Source organism: Paraliobacillus salinarum (assembly GCF_014083865.1).
In the GTDB taxonomy this organism is placed as follows: Bacteria; Bacillota; Bacilli; order Bacillales; family Amphibacillaceae; genus Paraliobacillus; species Paraliobacillus salinarum.
On the sequence record NZ_JACEFA010000003.1, the window covers coordinates 45,213 to 57,231 of the forward strand.

Consider the following 12,019-nt stretch of genomic DNA (forward strand, 5'->3'; position numbering starts at 1 on the left):
TTATTCATCTTGTAGGTCTACATTATGATAAATTTGTTGTACATCTTCAAGATCATCTAAAGCATCAACTAGTTTTTCAAATTGTACTTGATCTTCTGTTGATAGCTGCACTTCTGATTGAGCTAACATCGTTAATTCAGCCACCGTAAAATCTGTAACCCCTTGCTTTTTCAATTCTTCTTGCACGTGATGAAATTGATCTGGGTCAGCATAAATGATGATAGCATTATCTTCCTCTGAAATATCTCTAACATCAATATCTGCTTCCATTAACCATTCGAATACTTCATCGGCAGTTTGCCCTTCGAATCCAATTACTGCTGTTGCATCAAACATATATGCAACAGAACCATTAACTCCCATATTTCCACCATTTTTATTGAATGCTGCGCGTACATCAGCAGCAGTTCGATTAACATTATTCGTTAATGTATCAACAATTAACATGGATCCGCTTGGCCCAAACCCTTCATACCGTAACTCATCATAATTTTCATCTGCTCCGCCTTTTGCTTTTTCAATAGCACGATCAATGATATGTTTTGGTACACTATACGTTTTTGCACGTTCTAAAACGAACTTTAAGTTTTGATTCGATTCTGGATCTGGCTCCCCTTGTTTTGCCGCAACGTAAATTTCCCTACCAAATTTTGCATAGATGCGACTTGTATTTGCATCTTTTGAAGCTTTTTTTTCCTTAATATTGTTCCATTTTCGTCCCAATTGGATCCTCTCACTTTCTATTAAATACGAATTACACGCAAAACTATAACTTAAGCATAACATTATTATACCTTAAAATGGATAAATGTTAAGCTGATTTCTAATAAAGAAGATAAAACGAGTACAGTTTTGTGAATAACGATAGTTGATTCATACATTTATACATAAAATTAGCCTAGCAGAATCTGCTAGGCTAATTTATTAATGAAACTCTCTTTTATGTTCTGCTTCTCTTGAGCATACAACATACACCACAGTTGATAGCAGTGTAAAAAGTGTGACAAGCAACGTATTTTTCATGAACGGAATCCTCCTTCAATCATTACAATCTTAGCTTGCTTTTCATTATATTTTTTAAAAGATCTAACTTTAATATTTCTTAGAAAGGTTTAAATTTACCTTTTTTGAGCACTAATCCTGGGCCACCTAACATGAATAAATAACGATCATCAATCACATTCTTCATCACTTTTGCAGAGAATCCGAATAATTTTTTACCATCAAAGATAGTACCCATTGCATGACGTCCACCTAGAGACGCTACAGTCCCTTTGTTATCAAAAACAAATTCTTTTAATGCACCACCACGAATAAGCGCTGCAATATTAGCAGCACATACATCTGCTTCTTGAATAGCAATTTGTGCAGTTGGAGGGTATGGTCTTCCAGCTTCTTTGTTCATTACCCAAGCACAATCACCTAAGATGAATACATCATCATGATCAGGTGAACGCAAGTCTGAATCAACATTCACTTTTCCTTTAGTTAGCTCAAATCCTGATTCGCCAATAACAGCATTTGCTTGTACTCCACCAGTCCAAACAATTGTACCAGCTTTAATTTCTTCATGATCTTCACCAACAATAACAGCATCTTCTTTACATTCTTTAATCATTGTACCTAACCTGAATTCAACACCACGGTCTTCTAATGATTTCTTACCGTAATTAATTAATTCTTCATCAAATCCAGGCAAAATAGTAGGTGCTGCTTCGATATTGATAATTCTTGGTTTGCTAGGATCAATATCATATTTTTTGCAAAGTTGTGGTATACGTTCAGCTAGTTCACCCACAAACTCGATTCCTGTAAATCCACTACCACCAACTACAAATGTAAGAAGTTCTTCTTTATCACTTTCTCCATTGTGATAACGAGCAAATTGATGCTCAATATGATTTCGAATATAACGACTCTTATCAACGCTTTGGATAGATAACGCATGTTCAGCCATACCCGGGATTCCGAATGTTGCTTTTTCGAACCCTAGACCGATTACTAGATAATCATAATCCAACTCTCCATTTTCCAGCTTAACTTTCTTCTGATCAGGGAATATTTTTTCCACTGTGTCTTGAACAATAGATACGCGATTCGAATTAATTACATCAGAAATCATAATTCTTGACTGATTCGGATCAATTGTTCCGGCTGCAACTTCGTGTAGCCATGTTGTTTGATAGTGATAATTGTGTTTATTCACTAAAACAATTTCAGCTTCTTCTTTCGATAATTGTTGTACTAATCTTTTTGTTGTCATCATGCCGGCATAACCTGCACCTAAAACAACTATTCTTGGTTTACCCATAGACTTACAACCCCTCCTAATTACAAAAAAATTTTGTTGCCGGTATTTCTTTTACTCATTCTATAAAATATGTAGAAAATACCAAGCACAGAAACTTATTTCTCGCTTCATCCCCATATAAAAGCGATCACAACTTTATTTTAACAAAAACAAATAGGAACGTCTAACTTAATGGCTCATTTTTACAATAGATTTTTCTTTTCTTTCTATTAAACTATATTTTCGATAAATTTAGAGTAATCCAACCATTTTTAACCCATGTAAGATCCCGTTTTGATCAACGCTTTTTGTAACAAATTTTGCCACACGTTTCACTTCATCTTCTGCATTCCCCATTGCTACACTATTTACTACAGTAGATAGCATCTCGATATCATTTAATCCATCACCAAAAGCATAAACATTTTCATTTGAAACGCCCAATGCTTCGACTGCTTTTTGAATTCCGTTCGCTTTAGAACCGCCTTTAGGAAGAATATCTACAGATAGTGGATGCCAACGAATAAAGTCAAAATCCGGAAAATGTTTCTCATATGCGACCTCTTCTCCTTCTGAACAGAAAAATAGTGATTGAAGAATTTCTCTGCCTTCATAATATAAAGGATCATGTGTTGGAAAATTGTTGATTTTTAACGTATCAATACTTTGGTTAATATAATCATGACTTGGTACATTAGCTTTCATATCCTTATGATCCATATAAACAATTGGATGATTATGATTGAGACCCATTTCTGATAACTTTAATAAAGCTGATATATTCAACGGGTTTTTATAAACTTCTTCGCCATTTACCACGACATATTGACCATTGAAACTAACAAATGTGTCAATATCTAACTCTTTTCTTAAATCCTCATACATAAAAGGTGCTCGACCTGTTGCTATTGCTACGATTTCACCATTATCTTGCAACTGTTTAATTGCTTTTTTCGTATTCTCTGGTAGGTGCTTTTCATGATCTAGCAGTGTCCCATCAATATCGAAAAATATTACATTTCGTTTAGCCATTTTATATCTCCTTTAATACATCATTTCTTATAAAGTTTAGTATAGCATGTCTTTCTAAATCAAACGGTATTCCTCTTTATTAACCGTACCTCAAGTTGATGATGGGTAACAGAATCTGGTTCAATCGCTTGTTCAAATAATTTTTTTCCGATCACATCAAATGGAATTTCCATCGTAGTCAACTCCATGTACTTTGCCATAGGATGATTATCATAACTAATTAGAGCCAAATCATTCGGTATATCTATTCCACCTCGCTGACAACATGTCACTAAACAGGCAGCAACTTGATCACTCGTAATAACCAACGCAGTAGGCGGATCCTTCATCTCAAGCAATTGTTGGTAAACCTTCTCTCCGTCTTGATAATGTAAACATTGATCAAACACGTAATCAGAATGAAAAGTAAGGTCTTTCTGCTTTAAAAATCCTATATATGCAGCCTCTCTCTCTTGACTACTTACACCTGTTTTCCGATTAATACAATAGCCTATTTTACGATGGTTATGTTGATACAAAAATTCTAATGCTTTTAAAAACGTGTCAAAATGATTGATAGATGTCGTTGAAATAAATTTAGATGAAGAATTTTCCAATAAAGCGATTCGTCCATAGATCGCATATTTTTCCACTGTATTCCACTCATTTGCACGTGAACAGATGACTAATCCATCGATCTGCTTTTGTTTTAACATTTCTAATGCTTCTAATTCCTTTTCTTTTTGATAATTTGTTTGAAAAAGAACTAACTTATACTGATTCGCTAATGCTTGATTACTAATTGCATGCAATAATTTACTAAAGTATGGGTGATCAGAATATGGCAAGACGACACCAATTAAATACGTCTTTCCTGTGCTTAAGTTAACCGCATTTATATTTTTATAATAATTACTTTCTTTAACAGCTTTCCACACCGCTTCACGCTTTGCATCACTAACATATGGATGATGATTAAGCACACGTGAAACGGTGGTCACTGATACATCTGCCATCTTTGCGATATCATGAATGTTAGCCATACACTCACCTCTTTCAACAGGTTTTACCTGCTCCCTTAGTTAGATTAGTTTATGAAACGCGTTTCATGTCAACGATGCATTCATTAATTATAAACAATTTGGGCATTCTATTCAAAAAAGGAGGTGTTTAAATGGGGATGAATCATCAATTTGAACCAGGACAAAAGGCGCCAAACAACGGCATCTACGTGGAGATTGGCGAGACGGGAAGTACGGTAAATAATCCAAAATCCGTCAAATTAACTGCTGGCGAAAAATTTCCCGAAACAACGAATAAAGATAGAAAATGGATGCCTAAACGCAAGCCTTAATATTTAAAAAGTCTTATACACCTTTTTTCCTTCTATAAACGATTATAGAAGTGAAAGGAGGTGATTTTTTATGGCATTAGTAGAAAGAACTGATACTCGCCTGCAACTTGTATTCGACAATGGGGTAGATGAAATTAGTGGAAAGGCACTAACAAAAACAAAGAGTTTTAATAATATTAAAACCACCGCAACAGCTGAACAGCTGCTAGCAATTTCAAGTGCGCTTGTTCCATTGCAAACTTTACCATTACTTATGGTGAAGCGTAATGACACAGAATTAATTTCTGAAGTGTAAAATCGCCTTCAGTAAAAAGAAAGGAGGGTACAAATGAAACGTCTTGAATTGAAATTCATTGATGAACAGGACAAAACAGTAACGATTGCGCTCGATTCACCAAAAGAACCAGTTGATGCTGTAGCTATAAATAATGCAATGGATCAAATCCTTGCGCAACAAGCAATCTATTCATCCAATGGCAATCTTGTAAGCAAAAAGGGTGCAAGAATCGTAGAGCGCCATGTAACAGATATTAACATTTAATCTATAAGGGAGCTGAAATACGCTCCTTTCTTTCCATTATTGTTAGAGAGGAGTTTTTTTATGGAGGATACTTGGATATCAATTATAACTGATATTGGATTTCCTGTTGCTGTAACTTTCTATTTATTACACAGAATTGAAAACAAATTAAACACTTTAATTGAATCAATATTATCCTTACCAGAAAGACTTAAATAAGTGAAAACGCTATTTTCTTCCTCCTAATTGAAAATAGCGTTTTTATTATTATTTATTTAAATAGTTAGAATAGTTGCTCTTCTTTCTGATCATAGCTATAATAATACAAAGTCTCGAAAAGTAATGGAGGTTCATCATATGCCTATTAATGTTCCAAAACAATTACCAGCTAGAAGTATATTAGAGAAAGAGAATATTTTCTTAATGGATTCCGAACGAGCGACGACACAGGACATCCGTCCATTAAATATCGTTATTCTAAATCTCATGCCTGAAAAAGAACGCACAGAAACACAGTTGTTACGCTTACTAAGTAATTCACCACTACAAGTGCATGTTGATTTTATTCATACGCAAAGCTATCAATCAAAAAACGTCACCGACTCACATCTCAAACAATTTTACAAAACGTTTGATGATATAAAAACAAAACGATATGACGGTATGATTATTACTGGTGCTCCTGTAGAACATTTATCGTTTGAAGAGGTCGACTATTGGCAAGAGATCTCTGAAATTATGGAGTGGTCAAAAAAACATGTTACTTCTTCATTGCATATTTGTTGGGGAGCTCAAGCGGCCTTATATTACCATTATGGCATTGATAAAAATGAACGTTCTCAAAAGCTTAGTGGTATTTTTAATCATGAATTAACAGAGCCAACCCTTAAGTTAGTCCGGGGGATAAATGACCAATTCTTAGCACCACATTCAAGAAATACAAATATAAGACTCGATGATGTTACTGGACATCCTGATTTAGTAGCATTAGATTACTCAGAGGAAGCCGGACCTTTTTTAATTGTATCCAAAGATGAAAAACATATTATGATTACTGGTCACATTGAATATGATGCGGATACATTGGCCGAGGAATACAATCGTGATTTAAATCGTGGCTTAGATAGTCATTTACCTACAGGCTACTTTCCAGAAGATAACCCTAATCATGCACCAATTAACCGTTGGCGATCACAAGCTTATCTCATATTCTCGAATTGGTTAAATTACTATGTATATCAAGAAACACCGTTTAAGTGGGAATAACCAAACTTTATTTTAAACCATCATTCATGCTTTATGAATGATGGTTTTTTATAGCTTTTTAGCGAATTTGATAAACTCTCGCTTCATATGGACGTAAAATCATTTCATTCGCACAAGTAGAAACAGTGTAATTAGACAGAATTAACATAGCATCTACCATTTTTATATCTTGGTCTAATTGAATAGTGGTATTTTTTTCAAACATATTAACTAGTATTAAATATTTATGGTTCTCGTCGAATCTAATATAAGCATATACGTTTGGATGATCTTCTAACACCAAATCATACTGTCCATTAATAAGTGTTTCTGATGATTTACGTAATGCAATTAATTTTTTGTAATAATGATAGATGGAATTTGGATCAGACAAATTATCAGCTACATTAACATCACCATAATTCGGGTTAACTTTCATCCATGGATTGTGTGTAGTGAAACCAGCATATTCCTTATTCGACCATTGCATTGGTGTTCTTGAGTTATCACGACCATTTTTCCATATTACTTTCATTATTTCATCATGCGTTTTACCTGCTCTTCTTTCTTGCTTGTATAAATTCTTTATTGCTACATCATTGTAATCATCTATACTTTCAAACTTAACATTAGTCATACCAATTTCTTGCCCTTGATAAATAAATGGGGTACCTTTCATTAGAAAGTACAGGGTCGCTAATGCTTTTGCAGAAGTCTTCCTTAATGCTTTGTCATTTCCCCATGTAGATACTGAACGTGGTTGATCGTGATTTTCTAAAAACAGCGCATTCCACCCAACATTCTCCAATCCTTTTTGCCATTTGGTTAATACTTCTTTCAATTTCTGAATGTCTAATTTTCCAGCAGTACTTTTACCCCATAAATCCAAATGATCGAATTGAAAAATCATATTGAAATATCCATTTTCTTCACCTACCCATTGTTCGGCAGCTTCCAACTCAACACCATTCGCTTCACCGACTGTCATCACATCATAATTCCGTATGGTCTTATCAACAAATTCGCTTAAAAATTTATCTATACCAGGTTGATTCATATGTCCATCAAACGAAGGCACATAGTCAAGATTATTCGGATTTGGCATATCTGGAAATCCTTCTGCTTTTTTAATGTGAGAAATTGCATCTACACGAAAACCATCAATACCTTTATCTAACCACCAATTTACCATCTTATATAAGTCTGCACGAACTTGTGGATTTTCCCAATTTAAATCAGGCTGCTTTCGCGAAAATACATGCAAAAAATATTCCTTCGTATGTTCATCGTATTCCCAAGCTGACCCACCAAAAATAGATTCCCAATTACTTGGTTCTTTATCGTTCTTTCCCTCACGCCAAATATAGTAATCACGATACGGACTCTCTTTTGATGATCTTGATTCAATAAACCAAGGATGCTCATCTGATGTATGATTAATAACGAGATCCATAATAATTTTCATGTCTTTTTGATGCGCTAACTGAAGTAAATCATCAAAATCATCCATAGTTCCATATTCAGGACTTATCGCTTGATAATCACTAATATCATAACCATTATCATCATTTGGCGATTGATAAATGGGACTAATCCAAATGACATCAATTCCAAGATCTTTCAAATAATCTAATTTAGAAATAATCCCCTTAATATCTCCAATTCCGTCACCGTTCGAATCCATGAAGCTTCTTGGATATATTTGATATGCCACCGCTTCTTTCCACCACTGTTTTGTCATGCTTGCTCCTCCAATACATTGAGATGATATACACGAGCTTCATAAGCCTTTAATTTAATTTCTTCAATACACGCATCCACATCTATATCCATATTTGCAATGATTAACTCGCTATTCGTGTATTGAATTTTCTTTGGTAACTGAAACAATGCCTTTTCTTTAGAAAAATTACATATCACAAGAAGTAGCTGTTCATTTAACTTTCTAGTATATGCATAAATTTGTTCATCATCTTCAAGAATTAATTCATAAGATCCATTCACAATAACACGGTATTGTTTTCTTAATTGAATCAATTTTTGGTAATAATAAAAAATAGAATCATTATTGTTTAATGCTTTTTCTGCATTTATTTCTTGAAAATTAGGATTAACTGGTATCCATGGAACTGCAGTCGTAAAGCCTGCATTTTTGGTGTTTGACCATTGCATCGGTGTTCGGGCATTATCCCGGCTTCTTTTATGGATGGCAAACATTAATTGTTCTTTTGATAATAGTCCATTTTCTTGAAAATCAGAAAAGGCATGCAATGTTTCAATATCACGATAATCATCTATTTTATTAAATGCTGCATTTATCATTCCTATTTCTTCCCCTTGATAAATGTATGGTGTTCCTTTCATCATGTGCAAACAAGTTGCAAGCATTTTCCCTGATGCTTCTCTATACAATGAGGAGTCATCACCAAATCTTGAGATTGCTCTTGGTTGGTCATGATTACTCCAATACAAACTATTCCATCCATCATGTTCAAGCCCTTTTTGCCATTTAGAAAAAATACGCTTTAGTTCTGTTAAATTCCATCGCTCAGGTGTCCATTTTCCGAACTTTCCATTTCCTATATCAACATGATCGAAATGGAAAACCATGTTTAACTCGTTTCGATCATTTCCTGTATATCGTTTTGCTTGTTCTACGTCAACACCAGGCATTTCTCCAACTGTAATTGCATCATACTTACTTAATACTTGTTGATTCATTTCTTGAAGAAAAGTATGAACACGTGGTCCATTCATATAATAAGGGGAGCCATCTCCATATGTTCCACCGTGATCTTCCCCTTCAGGAAAACGTTGGTCTTTTGAAATCATATTAATGACATCCATTCTAAAGCCGTCTACACCTTTGTCTAACCAATACAACATCATCTTATATATGTCTTGTCGCACGCTTTCATTTTCCCAGTTTAAATCAGGCTGTTTTTTGCTAAACAAGTGTAAATAATATTCACCAGTTCCCTCGTCAAGCTGCCAAGCACTTCCACCAAATGCAGCTCCCCAATTCGTGGGAGGTGTGCCATCTTCATTAGGTTTCTTCCAAATATAATAATCTCTATATGGATTTTCTTTTGATGATCGAGACTCAACAAACCATTGATGTTCATCTGATGTATGATTTACAACGAGGTCCATCATAATTTTAATGTCACGCTTATGCGCCTCTTTTAGCATCTGATCAAAATCTGACATCGTCCCGAACTCTTCCATTATTTCGCAATAATCACTTATATCATAACCATTATCGTCATTTGGAGATTGATAGACAGGTGATATCCACAACACATTTACTCCTAATTTTTTTAAATAATCCAATTTTTGAGTAATTCCTATCAAATCACCAATGCCATCCCCATTACTATCATTAAAGCTTCTAGGATATATTTGATAAACAACCGCTTCTTTCCACCATTCCATCCTATGCACCTCCATTGTTAACGGCATCATTTTATTTTAGGAAACCGTTTGCACTAAACTTGATTAAAGTTTAGCACAGAGAGCATTTATATTCAATCTAAAATATACCCTAACCTCAAAAAGGTTAAGATCATTTTTAAACAATGACGCAATCGATTGCACAAAAATAGATAAAGATCGTCAAATGACCTTTATCTATCTGTTACTTATTGATATTTATTTAAACCATATCGCGTTCTATATTTCACTTGTTTTTTTCATCTGTTTTCTTTTTAGCGATATAAAAAGCTAATACAACAAGTGGTATGAAAATAATAAAAGGAATATTAATATGACTGCTCGTAATTATGGCAAGGAAAAACAACACCCCCATACCAATAATAATATACAAACAGCCTCTCCCGAACGTTTCCATTCAATCACCCCTTTCGTATTTAATATCTATTCATATCCCTATGTAATACATAGTTAACTTATCTACAAAAAATGGTGCTGGTGAATATCTTCCCAATAAGCTAACATTCACTCATCAAAAATTTTCACCAACACCTGTATGAACAAACAGATTATTTACTTCTTCATTTGTTTACTTCGCAATTGCCCACAAGCTGCATCAATATCAGAGCCTTGTTCAACGCGGACACCACAATTTATTCCTTCTTTTAGTAATGTTTCATAAAAACCTAGAATAGCGTTCTTTTGACTACGATTGTATTGATTATGCTCTTCAACCGGGTTATAAGGTATTAAATTAACATACGATAAATGACGTTTATCCTTTAACAGCTTTGCAAGTTCTAACGCTTCCTCTTTATGGTCATTTACATCATCTAACAAAATGTATTCAAATGTTATACGACGGTTTGTTTTCTCTAAATAATAATCAATTGCATCCATTAACTTTTTAATTGGGAATGCTTTATTAATTTTCATAATTCTCGTTCTTAGCTCATCATTCGGAGCGTGTAGTGATACTGCTAAGTTTACTTGAATATTCTCATCTGCAAATTGACGAATTTTATGAGCTAAACCACTAGTAGAGACCGTAATATGACGTGCGCCAATAGAAAGTCCGTCTTGATCATTAACGACTCGCAAGAAATTCATTGTATGATCATAATTATCAAACGGTTCTCCTATTCCCATGACAACAATATGACTAACTCGCTCTTCTTTTCCCTTGTCATCTAGATGGTGTTGAACTTTCATAATTTGCTCAACAATTTCCCCACTTGTTAAATCACGATTTTTAGTCAATAACCCACTAGCACAAAATGTACAACCAATATTACAACCTACTTGTGTTGTTACACATACAGATAATCCATAAGAAAAACGCATTAGTACAGTTTCAATTAAGTTACCATCTGCTAGCTTAAATAAAAATTTAATGGTTCCATCTTTTGATTCTTGTTTGATCTCTTCATCTAAAGTTTCAATATAAAAATTATTTTTCAAAAGATCGGTACACTCTTGATTTAAATTATGCATTGCATCAAATGTTCTTACTCTCTTTTTGTATAACCAGTCCCAAACTTGCTTTGCTCGAAACTTTTTTTGTCCATTATCCTCAAGCCATTGTGTTAATTGTGGCTTTGTCAAACCGTAAATAGAAATCTTTTCAATCATGATGAACCCTCACTCAGTTAAATTAAAATTTTTTAAATAATTTCCTTTCCTATAGTACCTAGAATCCATTGATCTATCAAGTGTTATTCCGTAATTAGTTAATATTCTCGCAATACTAAAAAAAATTTTTAAATAAAAGTTTGCTTTATTTAAATCAAGTTGTTATAATGAACGTAGCTATTTTGTTCGACAAAACACTTCAAGTAACTTGCAACGTGAAAGGTTTCGTTTTGATGCATGAGCAAGAATAGTAATACATTGTGTGGATCGACCACACGAGGAGGAAAAGTAATATGGCACAAGGTACAGTTAAATGGTTTAACGCAGACAAAGGATTTGGATTTATCGAAGTTGAAGGACAAGACGATGTATTCGTACACTTCTCTGCAATCCAAGGCGAAGGCTTTAAAACACTTGAAGAAGGTCAAAGCGTAACATTCGATATCGAAGAAGGTAACCGCGGACCACAAGCTGCTAACGTTGAAAAAAACTAATAACAGCTTTTAAATAAGAAATACCAGTCTCTTGACTGGTA

At 34.1% G+C, this 12,019-nt stretch carries 14 protein-coding genes; 6 read left to right on the forward strand and 8 right to left on the reverse strand.

Annotation, left to right across the window (positions count from 1 at the left end):
- From HP569_RS04275 to HP569_RS04290, 4 genes are all read right to left on the reverse strand, one after another.
- Positions 1-723 (reverse strand): YebC/PmpR family DNA-binding transcriptional regulator, encoded by a 723-nt coding sequence (locus tag HP569_RS04275; protein ID WP_182199926.1) that lies wholly within the window; start codon positions 721-723, stop codon positions 1-3.
- A 379-nt stretch (positions 724-1,102) separates the two neighbouring features.
- Positions 1,103-2,311 carry an NAD(P)/FAD-dependent oxidoreductase gene (locus HP569_RS04280; protein ID WP_182199927.1) on the reverse strand — a complete coding sequence of 403 codons (1,209 nt, stop codon included), beginning with the start codon at positions 2,309-2,311 and terminating at the stop codon, positions 1,103-1,105.
- A 231-nt stretch (positions 2,312-2,542) separates the two neighbouring features.
- Positions 2,543-3,322: a Cof-type HAD-IIB family hydrolase gene (locus tag HP569_RS04285; protein WP_182199928.1), complete on the reverse strand. Its 780-nt coding sequence runs from the start codon at positions 3,320-3,322 to the stop codon at positions 2,543-2,545.
- Positions 3,323-3,381: 59 nt separating this feature from the next.
- Positions 3,382-4,344, reverse strand: coding sequence for a LacI family DNA-binding transcriptional regulator (locus HP569_RS04290; RefSeq protein ID WP_182199929.1), 963 nt, complete (start codon positions 4,342-4,344; stop codon positions 3,382-3,384).
- Between the two features lie 131 nt (positions 4,345-4,475).
- Here HP569_RS04290 and HP569_RS04295 point away from each other — a divergent pair, with 131 nt between their 5' ends.
- The 5 genes from HP569_RS04295 (at position 4,476) to metA (ending at position 6,441) form a co-directional block, all read left to right on the forward strand.
- Positions 4,476-4,655: a YjzC family protein gene (locus HP569_RS04295; protein WP_182199930.1), complete on the forward strand. Its 180-nt coding sequence runs from the start codon at positions 4,476-4,478 to the stop codon at positions 4,653-4,655.
- A gap of 70 nt (positions 4,656-4,725) precedes the next feature.
- Entirely contained in the window at positions 4,726-4,950 is a 225-nt protein-coding gene (locus tag HP569_RS04300) for a DUF1659 domain-containing protein (RefSeq protein WP_182199931.1), read from the forward strand.
- 33 nt (positions 4,951-4,983) lie between these two features.
- On the forward strand, positions 4,984-5,196 hold the full coding sequence (locus HP569_RS04305) for a DUF2922 domain-containing protein (RefSeq protein ID WP_182199932.1): 213 nt from the start codon (positions 4,984-4,986) through the stop codon (positions 5,194-5,196).
- Between the two features lie 60 nt (positions 5,197-5,256).
- Positions 5,257-5,394 (forward strand): YvrJ family protein, encoded by a 138-nt coding sequence (locus tag HP569_RS04310; protein WP_182199933.1) that lies wholly within the window; start codon positions 5,257-5,259, stop codon positions 5,392-5,394.
- 138 nt (positions 5,395-5,532) lie between these two features.
- Positions 5,533-6,441 (forward strand): homoserine O-acetyltransferase MetA, encoded by a 909-nt coding sequence (gene metA, locus HP569_RS04315; protein ID WP_182199934.1) that lies wholly within the window; start codon positions 5,533-5,535, stop codon positions 6,439-6,441.
- 58 nt (positions 6,442-6,499) lie between these two features.
- Here metA and HP569_RS04320 read toward each other — a convergent pair whose 3' ends face one another.
- The 4 genes from HP569_RS04320 to rlmN form a co-directional block, all read right to left on the reverse strand.
- Complete coding sequence (locus HP569_RS04320) at positions 6,500-8,161, reverse strand: glycoside hydrolase family 13 protein (protein ID WP_182199935.1); 1,662 nt, start codon at positions 8,159-8,161, stop codon at positions 6,500-6,502.
- Positions 8,158-9,855 carry a glycoside hydrolase family 13 protein gene (locus tag HP569_RS04325; protein WP_182199936.1) on the reverse strand — a complete coding sequence of 566 codons (1,698 nt, stop codon included), beginning with the start codon at positions 9,853-9,855 and terminating at the stop codon, positions 8,158-8,160. The genes HP569_RS04320 and HP569_RS04325 overlap by 4 nt, the downstream gene beginning before the upstream one ends.
- A 244-nt stretch (positions 9,856-10,099) precedes the next feature.
- Positions 10,100-10,270, reverse strand: coding sequence for a hypothetical protein (locus HP569_RS04330; protein WP_182199937.1), 171 nt, complete (start codon positions 10,268-10,270; stop codon positions 10,100-10,102).
- Positions 10,271-10,425: 155 nt separating this feature from the next.
- A complete protein-coding gene (rlmN, locus tag HP569_RS04335) occupies positions 10,426-11,484 on the reverse strand; it encodes a dual-specificity RNA methyltransferase RlmN (protein ID WP_182199938.1) in 1,059 nt (352 codons plus the stop codon).
- Positions 11,485-11,777: 293 nt separating this feature from the next.
- Between rlmN and HP569_RS04340 the strand changes: the two genes are divergently transcribed.
- On the forward strand, positions 11,778-11,978 hold the full coding sequence (locus tag HP569_RS04340) for a cold-shock protein (RefSeq protein WP_017471671.1): 201 nt from the start codon (positions 11,778-11,780) through the stop codon (positions 11,976-11,978).
- The last annotated feature ends 41 nt before the right edge of the window (positions 11,979-12,019 follow it).